12 protein-coding genes and 2 tRNA genes are annotated in these 21,204 nt (G+C 39.7%); 8 read left to right on the plus strand and 6 right to left on the minus strand.

Annotated features, from left to right (window positions below):
* Positions 1-17 precede the first annotated feature (17 nt).
* Positions 18-95 (minus strand) — tRNA-Lys (locus tag MAMMFC1_RS15875).
* A gap of 123 nt (positions 96-218) precedes the next feature.
* On the opposite strand from MAMMFC1_RS15875, the gene gltX reads away from it, so the two are divergent.
* The gene (gltX, locus tag MAMMFC1_RS15880) at positions 219-1,691 is read left to right on the plus strand and encodes a glutamate--tRNA ligase (RefSeq protein WP_197723840.1); all 1,473 of its coding nucleotides are present in this window, start codon (positions 219-221) and stop codon (positions 1,689-1,691) included.
* A 105-nt stretch (positions 1,692-1,796) separates the two neighbouring features.
* Positions 1,797-1,871: transfer RNA gene (locus MAMMFC1_RS15885), tRNA-Glu, on the plus strand.
* 73 nt (positions 1,872-1,944) lie between these two features.
* Here the strand turns inward: MAMMFC1_RS15885 and selD are convergent.
* The 4 genes from selD to MAMMFC1_RS15905 all read right to left on the minus strand — a co-directional run bounded on the left by selD (position 1,945) and on the right by MAMMFC1_RS15905 (position 5,142).
* Positions 1,945-2,976: a selenide, water dikinase SelD gene (gene selD / locus MAMMFC1_RS15890; RefSeq protein ID WP_126309431.1), complete on the minus strand. Its 1,032-nt coding sequence runs from the start codon at positions 2,974-2,976 to the stop codon at positions 1,945-1,947.
* Positions 2,977-3,163: 187 nt separating this feature from the next.
* The gene (locus MAMMFC1_RS15895; RefSeq protein WP_126309432.1) at positions 3,164-3,760 is read right to left on the minus strand and encodes an NAD(P)-dependent oxidoreductase; all 597 of its coding nucleotides are present in this window, start codon (positions 3,758-3,760) and stop codon (positions 3,164-3,166) included.
* 72 nt (positions 3,761-3,832) lie between these two features.
* A complete protein-coding gene (locus tag MAMMFC1_RS15900) occupies positions 3,833-5,038 on the minus strand; it encodes an MFS transporter (protein ID WP_126309434.1) in 1,206 nt (401 codons plus the stop codon).
* A complete protein-coding gene (locus MAMMFC1_RS15905) occupies positions 5,035-5,142 on the minus strand; it encodes an Atu4866 domain-containing protein (protein WP_126309436.1) in 108 nt (35 codons plus the stop codon). The genes MAMMFC1_RS15900 and MAMMFC1_RS15905 overlap by 4 nt, the downstream gene beginning before the upstream one ends.
* 211 nt (positions 5,143-5,353) lie before the next feature.
* On the opposite strand from MAMMFC1_RS15905, the gene MAMMFC1_RS15910 reads away from it, so the two are divergent.
* Entirely contained in the window at positions 5,354-6,289 is a 936-nt protein-coding gene (locus MAMMFC1_RS15910) for an AraC family transcriptional regulator (protein ID WP_126309438.1), read from the plus strand.
* 363 nt (positions 6,290-6,652) lie between these two features.
* Positions 6,653-7,264 (plus strand): transcription termination/antitermination NusG family protein, encoded by a 612-nt coding sequence (locus tag MAMMFC1_RS15915; RefSeq protein WP_126309440.1) that lies wholly within the window; start codon positions 6,653-6,655, stop codon positions 7,262-7,264.
* 226 nt (positions 7,265-7,490) lie between these two features.
* Here MAMMFC1_RS15915 and MAMMFC1_RS15920 read toward each other — a convergent pair whose 3' ends face one another.
* Positions 7,491-7,742: an MBL fold metallo-hydrolase gene (locus MAMMFC1_RS15920; RefSeq protein WP_232035480.1), complete on the minus strand. Its 252-nt coding sequence runs from the start codon at positions 7,740-7,742 to the stop codon at positions 7,491-7,493.
* A 6-nt stretch (positions 7,743-7,748) separates the two neighbouring features.
* Here MAMMFC1_RS15920 and fabD point away from each other — a divergent pair, with 6 nt between their 5' ends.
* The 4 genes from fabD (at position 7,749) to MAMMFC1_RS15945 (ending at position 21,152) form a co-directional block, all read left to right on the plus strand.
* Complete coding sequence (fabD, locus tag MAMMFC1_RS15925) at positions 7,749-10,100, plus strand: ACP S-malonyltransferase (RefSeq protein WP_126309442.1); 2,352 nt, start codon at positions 7,749-7,751, stop codon at positions 10,098-10,100.
* Positions 10,101-10,363: 263 nt separating this feature from the next.
* A complete protein-coding gene (locus MAMMFC1_RS15935) occupies positions 10,364-11,626 on the plus strand; it encodes a hydroxymethylglutaryl-CoA synthase family protein (RefSeq protein WP_126309444.1) in 1,263 nt (420 codons plus the stop codon).
* Positions 11,623-12,387: an enoyl-CoA hydratase/isomerase gene (locus tag MAMMFC1_RS15940; RefSeq protein WP_126310659.1), complete on the plus strand. Its 765-nt coding sequence runs from the start codon at positions 11,623-11,625 to the stop codon at positions 12,385-12,387. Before MAMMFC1_RS15935 ends, MAMMFC1_RS15940 begins: the two co-directional genes overlap by 4 nt.
* Positions 12,388-12,443: 56 nt before the next feature.
* On the plus strand, positions 12,444-21,152 hold the full coding sequence (locus MAMMFC1_RS15945) for a non-ribosomal peptide synthetase (RefSeq protein WP_126309446.1): 8,709 nt from the start codon (positions 12,444-12,446) through the stop codon (positions 21,150-21,152).
* Positions 21,153-21,204: the final 52 nt, after the last annotated feature.

The raw sequence follows: 21,204 nt of genomic DNA on the forward strand, positions 1-21,204 counted from the left end.
GCTAAGCCTTCATTTTATGGTGACCTGCCAGGGACTCGAACCCTAAACACCTACTGATTAAGAGTCAGTTGCTCTACCAATTGAGCTAGCGAGTCATTATAGAATTTTTCATTAACAATTATACATTCTATATATTAAACTGGGTGTTGTCAACCCGTCTGATCACCTGGTCAATGTGGTATAATAAACCTTACATACCAAAGTTGGAGGTACCGGCTGTGAACCATGTCAGAGTAAGATTTGCCCCTAGCCCAACTGGATATTTGCATGTCGGCGGCGCAAGAACCGCTTTATTTAATTGGTTTTTTGCCCGCAAGCAGGGCGGGCAGTTCGTTTTACGGATTGAAGATACCGATACCCAGCGGTTGAAGGAAGACTCGGTATCGCAAATTCTAGCAAGTATGAAATGGTTGGGAATAAACTGGGATGAGGGACCGGAGATTGGTGGCCCGTGCGGTCCCTACTATCAATCCCAACGGCTTGAATTGTATCAAAAGGAAGCTCGGCGGCTGGTTAAAGAAGGAAAAGCTTACTATTGTTTTTGTACGCCGGATGAATTGGCCGAGACACGGGAGCTCCAGCGGCAGACGGGTCAGGCGTTCCGCTACAATGGCAAGTGCCGCGACATTCCTCTAAAGGAAGCCCTAAAACGAATAGAAGCCGGGGAGGAGGCTGTCATTAGGCTGCGGATTCCCGACGAAGGACAGATAACAGTAACCGACTTAATTCATGGGAAAGTGAATTTTGAACTGGACCAGTTGGATGACCTAATCATCGTGAAATCAAACGGAATACCCGCCTATAATTTTGCCTGTGTCGTTGACGACCACGCAATGAATATTAGTCACGTCATCCGGGCGGAAGAGCATCTTTCAAACACGCCGAAGCAGGTACTAATATATCAGGCACTGGGCTATCATACCGTCCAGTTTGCTCATGTGCCGATGATACTGGCCCCTGACCGCAGCAAACTCAGTAAGCGTCACGGGGCAACATCAATAGAAGAGTTCCGCGAACAGGGGTTTCTCGCCCCGGCGATCGTGAATTATCTGACGTTCTTGGGATGGTCTCCGGGTACCGACCAGGAGCTCATAACGCCTGCGGAAACGGTAGAACAATTCGAGATCAGCAAGGTATCCAAAAAAGCGGCAATTTATGATACCAAAAAGCTGGCCTGGATTAACGGCCAGTATCTTAACAGCATGGGTCTGAACGAGGTGACGGGGGAGGCAATCCCTTTCCTGCTGCGCAAAAATCTGATAACAATAACGCAAGCTGGGGAACAGTATGATTCGATCAGAAGCATCATTACTGTGGTGCGGAACAGGGTCAAGACACTTGTTGAGCTGGCCGAAGCGATGGAGTACTTTTTCAAGGATGTTACGAAGTATGACGAAAAAGGTCAGCGCAAATATTTTTCACGGCAGGAAGCAGCGGAGCTTTTGCGCCAGGGCCGGGATTGTCTGGAGCGGATTGAGTGTTTCGATGTTCAACATACAGAGGCTGCTTACCGGCAACTGATCGAGGATTTATCCATCAAAAGCGGTGATCTCATTCATCCTACCCGGCTTGCTTTGACAGGTCGTACGGAGAGCCCTGGGTTGTTTGAAGTCATGGTGTTGTTAGGGAAGGATTACTGTCTGGCAAGAATGAATCAAGCCATAGATTTTATCTGTAAGATGCCAATATAATATTCATATGTAGCTCTTGCGATTTTCCATTAGACGAGTTACTATAAATAAGGGATTCCAGATAAGGTAGTAACGGAGTTTACTCTGGGACCTCCATTATATTGTGGCCCTATGGTCAAGAGGTTAAGACGCTGCCCTCTCAAGGCGGAGACAGGGGTTCAATTCCCCTTAGGGCTACCATACATTCTTCAAGAAAGATCTTAGTCGAAAGTACTTCGGCTAAGATCTTTTTGCGTAACACCTGCTTTCCCCTTTAACAACGAATATGAATATCGCCTTTCCCCGAAGCTTTAATCCGGCCGATAATAGTAGCTTGGACAATCCCTTGGTTTTTGAGTTTTTCCACTAGTGATTCAGCCTCTGGCTCTGGTACGCTGAAAAGTAGGCCGCCCGACGTTTGTGGGTCATAACACAAGTCTCGGATATTACCAGGGACGCCGTCGTCAAATGTTACTTGGGTCAAGTAATCGCGGTTGGCGTATGCGCCGGCGGGAACCAGCCCCATAGCGGCGGCATCGGCTGCCTCCGGCAGAAACGGAAATAAGTGGCTATATAGCTCCACCTGGACGCTGCTTGCTGCCGCCAGTTCATACGTGTGCCCGAGCAGGCCAAATCCAGTAATATCAGTACAGGCATTAATAGGAAAGGTGCCGGCTGCATCGGCTGCAGACCGGTTTAGCATGATCATGCTTTGGATGGCAGCCGCTACTCCGAGCGGGAGCATGTCAGCCTTGGCAGCAGTCGCGAGAATTCCGGTACCTAATGCCTTGGTTAGAATAAGGACATCTCCCGGCTTTGCGCCGGCATTAGTCCAAATTCTGGAGGGATGAACAATTCCCGTGACACTGAGACCATACTTAGGCTCAGGATTATCGACAGTATGACCACCGACGATTACTACTCCCGACTCAATCGCCTTGTCAAAGCCGCCGCGGAGAATATCTGCAAGCACATCCGGCCCCAGGGAACATATAGGAAAGCCAACAATATTAAGCGCCGTCAATGGCGTGCCGCCCATGGCGTAGATATCGCTTAGACTGTTGGCTGCGGCAATCTGGCCAAAGGTATAAGGGTCATCGACAACCGGACTGAAAAAGTCGACTGTCTGGACGAGTGCCGTATTATCATCTAACTGGTAGACACCGGCATCGTCTGATGTCTCAAGCCCAACTAGTAATTTATCATTAGGTTGTTTAGGTAATTGGTGCAGCACACGAGACAAGACTCCTGGCCCGATTTTTCCTGCACAGCCGCCATGTTGTGCAAAGGTCGTGAGTTTTACCATGTTGATCCCTACTTTTCTTTAAGTTTTAGCTTTTTTTTATATTCGGTGTCCGTCAGGAGGTATATTCCTTGCAAAATATTTCATATCCTGCTAAATTAATGTTAATATTCGTACGATTACACAATGCCGAGTGGGTTTAGGATTGTCCGCGACTTATAGACAGCTAAAAATGTTTTCTATCAAGCTATTATGTAATCTCGACGCATACAGAAACGGTCTGTCTTCTTGAGAGGCAATAAAGTCTTGGCTTCCATTGGTTATACGAACCGATACGAGGCCCTGTAGGAATATAAGTCGGAGGCGGAATCAAGTAAGTCCATGAGTTTACTTGAGGGATTTCTTTGAGATAATCACGTAGTTTAGCATGTGCCACACCCCTGGGTAGCGTGCTTTTAGGAAAGGCTGGGTTTTGCCAAAATCGCTTACCATTCTCCATATATAAAGACCCAGCGCCTCCCACGGTGACAATTAAACGATTCTCCAGATTGCCGGATGCTTCACGAATCCGCTTATTAAGTTCGATAAGGGCTGTTGGAGGAATGTTTTCTCGGAGCCTTATAGCATTGATAATGATATCAATATTTGCAGTAGCATCCCGCAGACTGGTAGGACTGTTTATATCTACAATAGCGGTTTGAATAGGCAGTTCCGTCTTCGGAAGTCTGGAAATATCGCTGGGGATTCGTATTGCCGCAGTCACCTGAATATGCTCATATTCTAATAATTGTCTTAAGACGGAGCTACCTGTGCGGCCAGTCGCTCCCCAAATTAACAAACGTTTCATAATCAATCAACTCCTTGAGGATCTCTCAGAAAATAAAGATATTACATGAAATGACTTTCAATTTCTGACCTATTAATTTGGGACCATAGTAGTATGTTTGTTTCCGAAAAAGTGCGTTACTGCCGCGATAATTTGAAAAGTAACTCCAAGAATACAAACTCCCGTCCACCCGGACAGTCCCCAAAAATATGATCCCAAAAACGAACCTATCGCACCACCGATAAAATAAAAAGCCATATAAACACCATTATTTCGACTGCGCAAAGCGGCATCCAGTGTATTAATTTTTGCCTGATTGGATATTTGGGCGGTTTGGACACCTACACTTAGCAGAATAATTCCGAAAATAAGTCCCCACATCTGATATCCTAAAATCCAGAAATACATGAAACCTGCCATGGAAAGACTGATCCCTATTGTTAACGTGAAATAATACCCCTTTTTGTCTACAACCCTTCCTGCTATAGAGGCAGCTAGAGCACCAACTGCACCAATAAGCCCAAGCATTCCGGCCGTTTGCGCTCCTAAATTATACACAGGAGATTTCAACAGAAAGGAAAGCGTCGTCCAGAAAGCGCTGAAAGATGCAAACATCATCGCGCCTATCAAAGAAGAACTTCTTAATATAGGTTGATTTCGCAGTATACTACTCAAAGATGCAATCAATTTACCATAACTCATAGCTGTGTTAGGAGCGGACTGGGGTAGGTAAAAATAGAAAATAATAATTAGTATTCCTATCATTACAGAAGCAATCTGATATACCACTTGCCAGCCATAATATGTTCCGATAATTCCACTAAAAGTACGTGACAGCTGCATTCCAATTAACAATCCGGTCATTACAGTACCAATTACGCGACCTCTGGAAGCGGGATTTGCCAAATGCGCTGCTAATGTTACAAGCATCATTTGGGCAATAGACGTGATTCCAACAAATAAAGAACCAATTGTGAACCATATAATATTTGTGGCAAACGAAAGTTCCAGCAATGCTGCCATCGAGCAGATGAGCATAACGATAATTAATGAACGCTGGTTTACTATGTCGCCCAACGGGACAATAAAAATCAATCCAATGGCGAAACCAATCTGAATAATCGTTGCCGAGATTCCGATAACGGTCGACGAGACATGAAAATAGGTCGAAAGATTGGATAGCAAAGGTTGAGCGTAATATAAATTTGCTGCACAAATTGCGCTGGCGATTGACATCAAAAGAATCAAGAATTGATTTAGTTCTATTTTTTCAGAAGGTTTCTTTTTTATTTGGTTCATTTTAATCCTCCAATATATATCCCGTTAGGCAAAAGTTCCTGACGGATATAACCATCGCCGATAACCCACATTCCTATGTATTTGTTTTTCTCGTTTTGTTCCATAATACCACTCCTTTTCTTTATCTATTATTGCATGTTAATATCAAATCGCTTAGATACCACTAAGCGATTTGATATTATTATAGCCTAGTGATCACAATATATGGTATAATATTTACATCAACTTCTTGCCTAATACTATCATTTGAATTGCGCATTATCTGAGTTACTGTTCAGATATAATAAAAACAGAAGCTGATAAGGGAGATAATTAATGCCGGATTTTATAACGTTAACACCCCAAAAATATACAAGTACAAAACAACATGAACTAGCCAGACTTATTAAACGTTTTTCTGGTAGTGATGGAGACCATGAAACCCAAATTTCATCCCTTCATCTCATTTGTGATTCAAATATTGCAGTGCCTATATGTCATATTCAAAAACCGTCCTTATGTATAGTTGCTCAAGGAGAAAAGATAGTGATGCTCGGTTCGGAAAGTTACCGGTATGGCGTTTCTGACTATCTTGCTGTGTCTGTAGGTGTACCGATTACCGGAAGAGTGACCAAGGCCTCGCGTGAATTTCCCTATTTGGCAATCCGGCTGGATTTGGACCCAAATCTTATTTTTGACATTATGAAAGAAACTGATCTTCTGCCAAATAAAATAAAAAGATCCAGCCGCAGTTTGTTTTTGGGAAAAATGCCTTTTAATCTTCTTGATGCAGTAGTAAGGCTTGTTCAACTTCTGGAAAACCCAAAAGATATTCCTATACTTGCCCCATTAATAATCCGTGAGATTCTCTATAGAGTTCTCTGTGATGAACAGGGAGATGCTTTGAAATTAATTGCTATGGCAGACAGCAATTTCTGTCGCATTGCGGAAGTAACCGAATATATTAAAAAGAATTACGACAAGAATTTGCGTATTGACGATTTGGCTGTGATTGCAAATATGAGTTCTGCATCATTGCATCGTCATTTTAAGGACATAACTGCCATGAGTCCATTACAGTATCAAAAACAAATCAGGCTGCAGGAGGCAAGACGTTTATTATTGTCGGAATCATTTGAAGCCGCAACTGTCGCTTATCGAGTCGGTTATGACAGCCCTTCTCAGTTCAGCAGGGAATATTTACGAATGTTCGGATTACCTCCCATTAGTGATATTAAGCAACTTCGGCTAGCTTTATCGCATAACACTTAAAAGAGGGTTTTCTATACATTTTTTATTCCTTTTTAGAACGATTTTTACATGCCTTTTAAAAAAATACTTACTAAAACTTACCTAAGCATAGAATTTTATTAAATACATAATGTACGTCATCCAAAATAAAACGGAGCATGTCACAAACACGCTTCGTTTTTTCGTCTTACGCTATGCCGTCCCTTATGCTTTTATCGGCTCATTTTTTGGCAGGTTATTCATTGGAACAAACACGCCTTTGACATTGGACATTTACTACCAACTAAAAGAAGGATTTTATAAATTTCCATAGAATTACTATAAATATAATTATTTCCATAATAGGATTTAATTTCAATTTTGCATAATCTGCTATGCTAAATTATGCCTCATTTAATTCAAAAATGGATATTTGTGGGGGGGACTATTTTGGGAGATTGGTATGTATTGCGAACTATTTCCAGCAAGGAAGAAACAGCAGCCGCATTTTACCGGAAAATATTTCCGGATTACGATATTATTTACCCGAAGAGAAGAATTTGCTGGCGAAAATGCGGAAACTTGATAAATATAATCCGACCATTGTTTGAAGGTTATTTGTTTGTTTCAACTGATAATAATAAAATCCATGATTTTGATAACCTTTTACACAAACTTAGATTTAATGTTGGCTGGCTAGTTTATACTGCCGGGGCACTAATGCCTATATTTGACGAAGAGAAAAAAATGATTCAAATGCTGATGGGGACTGAAGGAATAGTAGAAGTTAGTGAAATAGAAAAGGTTCAAAACCGATTTAGTGTAGTGACGGGGCCTTTAATGGGATTTGAAGCAATGATAAAGAAGTTTTCCGCTAAAAACCGCCGTATTACTGTGGAAATTCCGATCTTAACTGAAAACAAGCGGATAGAGCTTGGTGGCATATGGAAAAACGCAAATAATATTAATAGGCATATAAAGCCGCATCTGGATAGTAGCTTAAGCAATAATGAATGAGATTTATTAAATTTTTTCCTAGAGTTCCTAATTGCGGAGGCGCGGGGAATGAAGGAAAAAAGTCATAATGACAGGCAAAATCAGAGGTATTATTTTTTACCTTAATGGATTCTCTATGCCTTGTCGTAGATGTTTTTTAAGTTAAATTTTCTATCAGGATAAAAACAATCCTCCTATTAAGAATAATTATTAAATAGGAGGATTGTTTTTATAAAAGTTAAGCAAATTATTCTGATTTTTTCGCATCCGAAATGTTACAAAATGTTCGATTTTTTAATACTTGTGATTTATATTTTTTGACAAGTGGCTGAACAAGATTTACATGATCAAAATGGGAGTGTGTTAATAATATCATTTCTAAGTGTACATCTAATTTTTTAAGAAAAATCTCAATAGTTTCTAATTCCCAAGTTGGATCAACAATGGCAGCAAAATGGGTATTATCATCAACAATAAGATATTGTTTAGAAGGAGGCAAAAAATAATGATTACTTATGTTTTTCCCGGACAAGGCTCCCAGAGTAAAGGAATGGGGGGAGAACTATTCGATGAGTTTAAAGAATTAACAGCAAAGGCAGACAGTATTTTAGGTTATTCAATCAAGCAGCTTTGTTTGGAAGATACAAATGGAAATTTAGGTCAAACCCAATTTACCCAACCTGCTTTATATGTTGTTAATGTATTAAGTTATCAGAAAAGGGTTGCTGAAACAGGTAAAAAGCCTGATTACGTTGCAGGTCACAGTTTAGGCGAATATAACGCGCTTTATGCGGCAGGTGCATTTGACTTTGAAACAGGATTAGAACTGGTTAAAAAAAGAGGGGAATTAATGAGTCGTGCTACAGGCGGTGGAATGGCTGCAGTTGTTGGTTTAGCTCCGGAACAAATTGTTGATGTGTTGCAACAGAATAATTTGCAGAATGTAGAAATGGCTAATTTTAACTCGCCTACGCAAATAGTAATCTCAGGTTTGAAAACTGAAATTGAAAAAGCAAAAGATATCTTTGAAGCAGTTAAAGGTATGGCAATGTTTATCCCGTTAAAAACGAGTGGTGCTTTTCACTCCAGATACATGTCAGCCGCTAAAGCAGAATTTGCAAATTTTTTGGAGACGTATAAGTTTTTTAATTTAACCATTCCTGTGATTTCAAATGTTCACGCCAGACCGTACCGGTCTTCCTCAACAAAGCAAAATTTGATTGATCAAATAACAAGCCCTGTTAAATGGACGGAAAGTATCAGATATCTGATGGGGCGTGGAGAAATGGAATTTGAGGAAATTGGGCCCGGCAATGTGTTAAGTGGGTTGGTACGGCGTATTAAAAGGGAAGCAGAGCCGTTAGTAATAGAAGACAGTGGTATTGACGATTGTATTATGGAACAAAAAGTTGAGTGTAAAGAAAGCTTTATAAATAATAATCAGAGTTTGCAAGTACAGGAAGAAAGCAGTGTGCAAGTAGCTGATAAAGGAGCAACCCCAGGGGCTCTTTTTTTTATTACACCTGAATCATTAGGAAGTTCCCAGTTTAAAAAGGATTATAATCTCAAGTATGCATATTTAACCGGGGGAATGTATCGGGCTGTTGCTTCTAAAGAAATGGTTGTAAAGATAGGAAAAGCAGGTATGATGGGTTTCTTCGGTACAGGCGGCCTGGATTTATTTCAAATTAAAGATGGAATCAAATATATTCAAACTGAACTTGATGCCGGGCAGGCTTATGGAATGAGTTTAGTACATAATATGGCTGACCAGGAAATGGAAGAAAGAACGATAGATCTTTTTCTAGAAACCGGAGTTAAGCATATTGAAGCAGCAGCTTTTTTAAATGTTACACCTGCTTTGGTGAAGTATCGTGCCCAAGGAATAGTTAGGGATAGACAGGGGAAGCCCATTACTTCTAATAAAATAATTGCAAAGATTTCCAGGCCGGAAGTAGCAGCAGCATTTTTAACTCCAGCTCCGGAAAGAATCGTTGCAAAACTGTTGGCGGAAAGTAAGATTACACAGGAACAAGCCGGTTTATTAAAAGAAATTCCCATGGCCGATGATATTTGTGTTGAGGCTGATTCCGGTGGGCATACAGACGGTGGAGTAGCTTATGCATTGATGCCGGCCATGATAAAATTACGAGATGAAATGATGGTAAAGTATCGCTATTATAAAGAAGTTCGTGTAGGGGCAGCTGGTGGAATCGGCACTCCGGAAGCAGCAGCAGCAGCCTTTATATTAGGCGCTGATTTTATATTAACAGGATCAATTAATCAATGTACCGTGGAAGCTGGCACAAGTAATATCGTAAAAGATTTGTTACAGCAAATGAATATTCAGGATACCGAATATGTGCCGGCAGGAGATATGTTTGAACTTGGTGCTAAAGTTCAAGTATTAAAAAAAGGGTTGTTTTTTCCGGCTCGTGCCAACAAGTTATATGATTTATACAGGCAATATAATTCACTTGACGATATTGATGAAAAGACAAAAAAACAACTTCAAGAAAAGTATTTTAGAAAAAGTTTTGAAAAAATTTATGAGGATGCAAAAGCTTTTTATCCGGCGCATGAAATTGAGCGAGCAGAACGTAATCCTAAGCACAAGATGTCCTTAATTTTCCGATGGTATTTTGGCTATAGCAGTCGTCTAGCCTTAAGTGGTAGTGAAGAATCTAAAGTGGATTATCAAATTTATTGTGGTCCGGCATTAGGCGCATTTAACCAATGGGTTAAAGGAACAGAGCTAGAAAACTGGCGAAAGCGGCATGTAGATGAAATTGGCAAAAAGCTTATTATTGAGACTGCTGAATTAATTAATCACCGACTAAAAAATATAGTGGGCTAATTATCAAAAAGTGAATGAGAGGAGAACTAAAGTGACAAAAGAAGAAATTTTTAAACTTGTTGTAAACAATAGCTGTGCGGTAATTCCTGAATTGGAAGGACAGCGATCTATGCGGGTCCAATAGACCCCTCTTTAAACTGGGTAAGGGGTCAAGCTTTTTCTCATATCATTCAAAATGCCTTAACTTTAATTAAGTATGGGATTTGGTGGGATTAATACGGCACTCTGTTTACAAAAATATGAGAATTAAAGGAGTATGATTTATGATGCCTGTTGGAATAGAAGCAATGAATGTATTTAGCGGTACAGCATATCTCGATGTAAAAAAATTGGCTATACATCGTCAATTAGATACAACAAGGTTTGAAAATTTGTTAATGAAAGAAAAGACAGTAGCGCTGCCTTATGAAGATCCGGTTACCTATGGGGTTAATGCCGCTAAGCCGTTGATAGATTCTCTCTCGGAAGCAGAAAAAGATCGAATTGAATTATTGATAACTTGTACTGAATCCAGTATTGACTTTGGTAAATCCTTAAGTACATATATTCATCAATATTTAGGTCTTAACCGAAATTGCCGCTTATTTGAAATTAAACAAGCCTGCTACTCAGGAACTGCAGGATTTCAAATGGCGGTCAATTTTATATTGTCTCAGGTATCGCCTGGAGCCAAAGCATTGGTAGTTGCCACTGATATCTCCAGATTTATTATTGTTGAGGGCGGCGATGCATTGACAGCAGACTGGTCTTTTGCAGAGCCTAGCGGCGGTGCCGGTGCAGTGGCAATCCTAGTCAGTGAAAATCCCTATGTTTTTCAAGTAGATGCAGGGGCTAATGGGTATTATGGCTATGAGGTGATGGATACTTGTCGGCCAGTCCCGGACAGCGAAGCTGGAGATGCGGATTTGTCTCTTTTGTCTTACTTAGATTGTTGTGAACAGGCATTTTTGGAATATGAAAAACGGGTAAAGGACGTAGATTATGCAAATACATTTCAATATCTTGCCTTTCATATTCCTTTTGGCGGAATGGTAAAAGGAGCCCACCGCACAATGATGCGAAAGATGGCTAAAGCTAAAACGACTGAAATTGAGAAAGACTTCCAAGAACGGGTAACCCCGGGAATGACCTATTGTCAACGTGTCGGGAACATTATGGGCGGTACTGTATTTCTATCCCTAACAAGTACAATAGATCAAGGCGTCTTTGATATTCCCAAGCGGATTGGGTGTTTTTCTTACGGCTCAGGTTGTTGTTCTGAGTTTTATAGCGGCGTTGTCACTGCCCAGGGGCGGTCGCGTCAGCATAGCTTTGGAATTGAAAAACAATTAAATGAGCGTTATCAGTTATCCTTGAATGAATATGAGGACTTGTTACGCGGTAACGGCGCAATTAAATTCGGTACCCGCAATTTTAAGTCAAATTTTGACTTACTACCTGGTGCATTAGCTTCATGTCAGGGAAAAGAACGATTATTTTTAGAAGAAATCCGGGATTTTCACCGGGAATATAGGTGGATAAGATGAATTATCAAACAATTCAGGTGCGTTTTCAGGATTCTGTTTGCTTTTTAAAAATTTATCGTCCTGATGCCAATAACGCAATAAACGACCAACTGATTGAGGAATGTCACCAGGTGCTATCATTATGTGAAGAATTAATTACTGTTATAGTACTGGAAGGCTTACCCGAGGTCTTTTGCTTTGGCGCTGATTTTCAAGAAATTAATTCGCAAATGTCAAGTGGGCAACAACGTCAAGCCAGCCCTGAACCGGTATATGATCTATTAATGAAGCTTGCAACCGGACCGTATGTTACAATTTCCCATGTGCGTGGAAAGGCTAATGCGGGAGGCGTAGGATTTGTTGCAGCCAGCGATATTGTTCTTGCTGATACTAGTGCACAGTTTAGTTTATCCGAATTGTTGTTTGGACTGTTTCCGGCCTGTGTTCTGCCATTTCTTATCAGACGGATTGGTTTTCAAAAAGCCAATTATCTGAGCCTGATGACTCAGCCGATTTCCGTTCAGCAGGCTTATCAATGGGGATTGGTTGATGCTTATGATATGTCGAGTGAAACTTTACTCCGTAAGCATTTGCTTCGGCTTCGGCGTTTATCCAAAACCGGAATTTTACGGTATAAACGCTATGTAAGCCAATTATATGATTCGTTGCTACACTCCAAACCGCTGGCTTTAGCAGCTAGCAAGGAGGTATTCTCAGACCCGGATAATCTTGAGCTGATTTGCCGGTATGTAGAAACAGGGCAATTTCCCTGGGAACGTTAAGCCGGAGTGTCGTATATATTAATTACATATTATAAATTTGTAAGGAGTAATACTGCATGGCAAGCAATAAAAAATTTAGTTGCTATATCATTGGTGATGGAGCGCTAATTATTGCATGTGGACGAAGAATAATTGACTCCGGCCATGATATTTGCGGGATTATCACAGCGAATTCCAAAGTTCGGAATTGGGCAGGGGATAAGAGCATTCCATGTTTTGGATATGATAATTACTTGAATTTGATAAAGCAAAAAGCTTTTGATTATTTATTTAGTATCGTTAATTATGATGTCATTCCCGAGGAAATTCTTGCTCTACCTAGGAAAATGGCCATAAATTTCCATGATTCTTTGCTGCCTGCATATGCGGGAATTCATGCGACTTCCTGGGCTCTTATCAATAAGGAGATAAAGCATGGGGTAACATGGCATGAGATGGTAACCGGAATTGATATGGGCAGAATTTTAAAACAGGAGATAGTAGAAATTGAAACAGACGAAACTGCTTTTTCTCTAAATCTCAAGTGCTATGAGGCTAGCTTAAAAGCCTTTGGCAAACTGATAGCTGAGCTGGCTACAGATAGCTACAGCTCAAGTCTTCAGGATATAAACCAGCGTACATATTTTTCGAAAAATAAGCGTCCGTCTGTTGGTTGTGTTTTGTCGTGGAAGTCTTCAGCAGAAGATATGTCGGCACTTGTCAGAGCGCTTGATTTTAAACAATACCGTAATAAGATTGGCCTTGCCAAACTGGCGGTTAAAGATGAGTACATTATTATTGACAAACTCTGTGTTACCGGAATCAAATCAAGCCATACCCCCGGAACAATTGTTGAGATTACAGATTCGTTGGTTAGAATTGCTACAGTAAATAATGATATTGAAGTTAATTCATTTAGGACAATTGATGGAGAAAAACTATCAATTTGCGATTTCATCAAGCAATATAATATAAGCGTCAAAGACTGTTTAGTTGAAATTGATGCTGATAAAGGGGCCCGGATTAGTAAACTTTATAATTCGATATGCCGGTTTGAAGATTTTTGGGTGAATCAACTATCATGTACTCCGCCTAATAGTTGTCCAGGCATTGTCCAAAATGGAGCTCCAAAACCCATAGATAATTATTTGTCAGTAGAAGTTCCCGTAATTCAGGAATTTATTAATTATGGTAAAAATAATGGCAGTATATTTACCTGTTCTTTGGCTGCTATTGGTGTTTTTTTGTGTATGCTAAATGAAACAACCAGGATTAATATGTCTATAGGCTATAAGGAGTTAAAAAAGGAACTTAAAGGTCTTGAAAATCTATTTGCTGTGAATGTACCAATGCAACTGGATTTTGATTGTATTCTTACTTTTAAAGAAGCTTGCGCCCATGTCGGCGAAAAATTAGACACAGCGAAGCAAAATAAGACATTTATCCGGGATCTTATAGTAAGATATCCTGAGCTAAAATCAAAATCAGTCGGTTACAAAAATAAAATGCCGGTAGTGGTTGAACATGTGAGTTCTATAAAAAATTATTCTCATGCGGAAGGTAGTTATTTATCAATAGGTATTTCGAATAACGTTAATACATGGAAAATAGTTTTTGATGAAGGCATATTGAATGAAGAGAAAGTTTTAATATTAAGTAAAGCAATGGCGGAATTCCTGAAAAAAATTGTTACAATGCCGGAAATTACCTTGGGACAAATCGCTGCATTTGTATACGAGATAAAGAAACAACTGGTATATGATGGGAGTGAGACTATGGCAGAAGAAGAAAATAGGGAAGATTTTATAAGTGATAAAGATGAAGCACACTCTTTATATTGGAAACAACAATTAGCAGGAAGTTTGTCGGTTTTGGAGTTGCCAACAGACCGGCCGCGTGCTTTTGCGACAAGCTTTACGCAGCAAGTGAGCAAATCTGTGATTTCCCCAGAAATAAGTGAACGCGTAAAGTTCTTTGCTCAAAACCAACGCATTAAGATACCTGCATTCTTCCTGGGAATTTTCAAATTACTGTTATATCGTTATACCGGACAGGAAGATATTATTATTGGTATGCAAACAGAACATATACATGAGAGTTTAGGTATTCTAAATAATAACTCTATTAACATGATTGCTATACGTAGTAATGTAGTAGGTACTCAACAATTTTTAGATTATATCCATAAATTGCAGCAAACTTTTAATAATGGATTGAAACATGCAGCATACCCTTTTGAGTTGCTGGTTCGAGAATTAAATATATCTGCAGCAGAGGTATTCCAAGTGGCGTTTGCCTATCAAAACTATAATGATACCGAAATGCAGCATCATTATAAATACGCAACGGAATTCACGCAAGACAAATCTCAGAATTGTAATTATGAACTTAAACTGGAGATTAGCGAAAAAGAAGATTCTTTTGAGTTTAACACTATTTTTAATTTGGATTTATTTGATCAAACAACAGTTGTTCGCCTGATAGAGCATTATAAAAACTTAATTGAAGAAGTTATTAGCAATCCGGACATGCCTCTGGCCAAGTATTCTGTTTTATCTGCCAAAGAACAAAAAACGATATTTGAGGATTGGAATGCGAATCAAGCGGACTACCCGAAAGATAGGTGTATCCACGAATTATTTGAGCAGCAAGCTAAAATGACACCGAACGCTATCGGTGTAGTTTATCAAGAGGAAGCTCTTACCTATCAGCAATTGGATGAAAGAATTTCGCAGCTGGCAATTTATTTGCAGACGCAAAATGTACGTCCGGAATGTTTAGTTGCACTTTGTGTTGAACGTTCAATTGAGATGATTATTGGTTTATTAGGAATCCTTAAAGCGGGTGGAGCATATGTGCCTTTAGATCCAGACTATCCGGCAGAGCGATTAGAATATATGATGAAAGACAGTAAAGTGTCACTAATTCTTACTCAATCCAAACTTATGGATAAAATGTCAGGAATGATTGAAAATGCTAAGACTATTGCCTTAGATAATGACTGGGAGGAAATAGCAAGCGCGGCTCAAGGCGGAAAAACGCTTAAACGGGAAGTGCGGCCTGACAATTTAGCTTATGTAATTTACACATCCGGCAGCACGGGAAAACCCAAAGGAGTAATGGTTAGCCATAGAAGCATCAGCAATACTTTGCATTTTTTGGAATCCTATTATTATTTAACAAACGAGGATGCTTATTTGCTCAAAACAAATTATACTTTTGATGTTTCCTTAGCAGAATTGTTTGGTTGGTTTATAGGAAATGGCCGACTTATTATTTTGCCGCCTAACGGAGAAAAGTCACCGGAAATCATCGTCGATGTGATAAAAAAATACGCAGTAACTCATATTAATTTTGTTCCGGCTATGTTAAATGTTTTCTTGAATGAGGTAATAAATAACAAACAATTTTTAGAAAACTGTTCATTAAAATATATTATGGTCGCAGGGGAAGCGTTTCCCAAGGAACTTGTTAAAAAAACTATTGTTACATTTAGAAATACCCGCATTGAAAATATTTATGGGCCAACTGAGGCGGCTATTTATGCTTCGTGGTTTTCGTGCTCAAATGAAAAAATAGTGAGTATAAATACTCCTATTGGTAAGCCGATTGCGAATACAAAATTATATGTTGTAGACCGTAATCTACAAATTACTCCAGTAGGCGTTCCTGGAGAGTTGTGCATTGCAGGCGAAGGTTTAGCCAGAGGTTATCTAAATCTTCCTGAGTTAACAGCCGAAAAATTTATTGATAATCCTTTTAGTCCAGGAACTAAGCTTTACAAAACTGGAGATTTGGTACGTTGGCTTCCTGATGGTAATATAGAATTTTTGGGACGAATTGATTTTCAGGTAAAGATCCGTGGGTATCGTATTGAATTAGGTGAAATTGAAAGTCAACTTGTCAACCATCCGAATATACAAGATTGTGTTGTAGTGGTAAGAGAACATGAGAGCAATAAACAACTGATAGCTTATTATACAACTAAACGTTCAGAACAAGGCCAAGGCCTGCTTACGCTTGCGGAGCTACGCAAGTATATGAGCGCACGGTTGCCTGATTATATGGTACCCTCATTTTTTGTTCATTTAGATAAATTACCGTTAACTTCATCTGGAAAAGTTAATCGCGGAGAACTAGAGAAAAATAGTAATACAACTATTCATAAGCGAGCGGAAATAATAAATTTGCCGCAATCAGCAATTGAAACAAAAGTGTTGGAAATATGGAAAAATGTACTTGGAATTACTGATATAACTACCGAAGATGTATTTTTTGATATAGGCGGGGATTCAATTTTAGCTGTTACTGTTGCCCAGAAGATTAAGTCCGTGCTGAACTGTGATTTTAATGTGACGTCACTTTTTAAATTTCCTAATGTCAAAAGCATTAGTAAATATATTGCGGAAAGAAACAATGAGCTGGTTTCGCAGGGCGGAGTGCCTGAAAAAACGGAAAGTAGTTGCATGGGGTACAAGCCTATTAATACTGTTTATGAGCAATCCTATCCTGATTATTATAATAACAGTTTGGCCATTATCGGGATTTCTTGCCATTTTCCTGGAGCGAAAAATCATTTCGAATTTTGGCAAAATTTAAAAGAGGGCAAAGAAAGCATTAAATTTTTATCTGAAAAAGAATTACAAAGGTTTGGTTTGCCGAAAAAAACAATTCATAACTCTAACTTTGTTCCCGTACAGTCAACGATAGAAGGAAAAGATTATTTCGACCCAAGATTTTTTAACATTTCACCCCGTGATGCCGAATTTATGGATCCGCAGATGAGATTGTTACTAGTTCATTCATGGAAAGCTTTGGAAGATGCCGGTTATTCTCCCAGGCAGATACCTGAAACAGGTGTATTTATGTCGGCAAGTAATAGTTTTTATCAGTTTTTACTGTTTAATACCACTAAACCCATCAGTATAACAAATAGCGCGGATGATTATGTAGCTTGGATTTTGGCTCAGGGTGGGACTATTCCGACAATGATTTCCCATAAATTAGGGCTAAAAGGTCCAAGCTTTTTTATTCACTCAAATTGTTCGTCATCTTTAACTGGCCTATATACCGCTTATCAAAGCTTGCAAGCTGGTGAAATAAAATATGCCTTAGTTGGCAGTTCAACAATATTTCCGGCATCAACACCGGGGTATGTTCATCAACCCGGTTTGAATTTTTCCAGTAATGGCCATATCAAAGCCTTTGACGCGGCAGCAGACGGAATGATTCTTGGAGAAGGCGTTGCTGTAATGCTGCTTAAAAGAGCTATAGATGCTGTGGAAGAAGGGGATCATATTTATGCTCTGATCAGAGGAATTAGTGCGAATAATGACGGCAATGATAAGGTAGGCTTTTATGCGCCAAGTGTTAAAGGTCAGGCGGAAGTTATTCAGAAAGTATTAAATGCAACACATATTAATCCAAGGTCAATAAGCTTTGTTGAAGCCCATGGAACCGGAACAAAACTCGGAGATCCTATCGAATTCACTGCTTTGTGTGATGTTTATCAGCAGTATACAACAGATAAACAATTTTGTGGTATTGGCTCAGTTAAAACCAATATCGGACATCTTGATGCAACCGCCGGTTTAGCGGGATGTATAAAAGTTGCGTTAAGCTTGTATCATGACGAAATTCCGCCTTCGTTAAATTATGGGACCCCAAATCCCAATATTGATATGACAAATTCCCCGTTTTACGTTATTAATAAACTTAGAAGTTTGGAAAAAACTGCAGAGCCTCATAGAGCGGCGCTAAGTTCGTTTGGCCTTGGAGGAACGAACTCTCATGCAATTTTAGAGCAATATATCGAAAGTAAAACAACCAATGTAAGATTGGAAAACGATGAAACCATTTCTTATATAATTCCGCTATCGGCCAAGAACGAACAGCGGCTTAGAGAATATGTCCACGAACTTGCTGTCTTTTTGAAAACTTACTGGGAGCAGCATTATCAGTTGGCTGATCTTGCCAATACATTCCAAGTGGGACGCGAAGAGATGGATAGCAGAGTAAGTTTTATTGTCCGTAATAGTAATGAGTTAATTCAGAAACTGGAAAAATATGAGCAAGAGGAAAGTAGCGAAAACTGCTTCCGGGGAACGGCTAAACAATCTGAGGAAATTATAAAGATGTTTGGTGAAGAAGAATGTCAAGCAATAATTAATAAGTGGCTGTTAGCACAAAATTATCAAAAATTGGCTGAGCTATGGGTAAAGGGATTTCGTGTGGATTGGAAGTTGCTACATTGTAATGCCAAACCTCGCCGAATCAGCTTGCCTACTTATCCTTTTGCACAGGAGCGTTACTGGCCGCAGCCGGGAGAAAGTAAAAGTGATAGTTCTTCAATGCCGATTTCTGTAATTCATCCTTTATTGCATAGAAATACTTCAGATATAAGAGGCTTGAAGTTTAGTTCAATTTTTACCGGCCAGGAATTTTTCCTGGCTGATCATGTTGTAAAGGAAGTTCCTATTTTGCCCGGTATGGCCTCGCTAGAAATGGCACGAGCAGCTGTGGAACAGATTATCGGGAATTATGAGAAGGGAAAGACTACAATTAGATTCCGAAATGTGGTTTGGCCTCGTCCGATTACTTCCAATCAGGCATTAGAAGTACATATCGGGCTTGTTCTTGACGACAACGGCCGAATTTCTTATAAAATTCATAGCGGATCTGAAGACTTTGGTAAAGAACCTCTATTATGTAGTCAAGGTAATGTAGAGCCGATTTTTGAAGCAATAACTTCAAAGCAAGACATTAGGGCTTTACATGCTCAATGTCGCGACAGAATCATAAATTCACGCCAATTTTACGATCTGATTGCAGCAATGGGGATTGATTACGGGCCAGGTTACCAGGGAATTGAGGAAATATTTTTGGGAACGGACCATATATTAGCGAAATTATCTTTGCCTGCAATAGTGGCTGATACGCAAGGTCAGTATATTCTTCACCCCAGCATAATGGATTCAGCCGTACAAGTTACACTAGTTCCGAGAGTAAGTCCCAATAATTGGCTAGAGTTTGGCAGTAAGATTCCTGATAAAGTAACTTTGCCTTTCGCGCTTGAAGAGTTGGAAGTCAGGAATCAGTCTGCTCCTTTGATGTGGGCTCTTGTACGGCCAAGTATTAATAATTTAACTAGGGATGTCCAAGAACTTGATATTGATTTGTGCGATGACCAGGGCGTAGTTTGTGTTCGCATGAAAGGATTTACATGGAGAGTGCTGGAGAAAGAAATTAAGCACGACAGCGGCGCAGATACGATTTCGGTTGAAACCGGAACCGGCAGTGACTCTCCTGGCGAGGCGGTTATGTTGATTCCTGTGTGGGATTCTGTATCGCTGGAAAGCAACATAATGCCGCCGGCAATCCGTCAGGAGGTTGTAATTATCGGGGGAATAAATGAGAATATTGAAGTAATCAGGCAGGTATTTCCTAATCTTCGTCTTATAGATACGACATCTGCAGATTCCCTTGAGGTTGTAATACAAAAACTCAAAGCATGTGGTTCTATAGAGCATATTTTGTGGATTGCTCCTTCAAGTTCTTGTGAAAGTCTGGCAGATGATGCTTTGATAAACGACCAGAACAAAGGTGTTTTGCATTGCTACCGGGTTGTTAAAGCATTACTTCAACTCGGTTATGGTATAAAAAATTTGAACTTTACCGTGATTACGACTCAGAGTCAACCAATTAATAGAAACGAACAGGTCAATCCCACTCACTCAAGTATTCATGGGTTTATCAGCACAGTGTACAATGAATATTCGCATTGGCAAATTCGGCTTATTGATTTAGCGGCGAACAGTCGTTGGCCAATTGACGATATGTTTAACCTTCCAGCCGAATACCAAGGTAATACTTGGGTGTATCGGGAGAAAAAATGGTATCAGCTCAAACTAGTACCGTTTTCTTGTTCTTCATTTAATCAGTCATTATACAAGAAAAACGGGGTGTATGTGGTAATTGGCGGAGCTGGTGGTATTGGAGAAGTCTGGAGTGAATATATGATCCGGAATTTTAAGGCTCAGATTATTTGGATAGGCCGAAGAAAAAAAGATAATGTCATTCAAGCTAAATTGGATAGATTGGCAAAGCTTGGTCCTGTTCCCCAATATATATCGGCTGATGCTACCGACCGTAACTCTCTTCAGCAGGCTTATGACCAAATTAAACAAGGTTTTTCCCAGATCAAGGGAGTAATTCACGCAGCTATATTATTACAAGATAGTAGTCTGGCAAATATGGATGAAGAGAAATTTAAACGCGGTCTTTCAGCAAAAGTTGATGTATGTGTACGTATTGCTCAAGTTTTTGACAAGGAGTCGCTGGATTTTGTGCTGTTTTTCTCTTCGATTAACTCATTTACCAAAACACCAGGACAAAGCAACTATAATGCAGGGTGCATTTTTAAGGATATCTTTGCACACCAACTTTCTCGCGCATGGTCTTGTAAAGTAAAAGTAATGAACTGGGGTTATTGGGGGAATGTGGGAGTTGGTGCAGATAAAACCTACCGGGATAAGCGTGCTCGGGAAGGAATCGGGGCTATCGAACCTCAGGAAGCCATGGAGGCTTTAAACCTCCTTCTTAATGGGCCAGTAGACCAAATTGCTATGCTAAAAAGAATAAAAGAGCAAGTTTTCAAAGAAATCAATTCTAAAGAAACAATTACAGTATATCCGGAAAGTCTTGTTTCCTGCATTCATAGTATACAGCAACATATTTCTCCAGTTTCACCACCGATAGATTGCTATAACGGCCTATCAAAAATCTAGCTTATTTCAAAAGATGGTTGGAGGAACAAGAACTGCAGTATTAAATAAAGGG

It is taken from the genome of Methylomusa anaerophila, from assembly GCF_003966895.1.
Lineage (GTDB): Bacteria > Bacillota > Negativicutes > Sporomusales > Sporomusaceae > Methylomusa > Methylomusa anaerophila.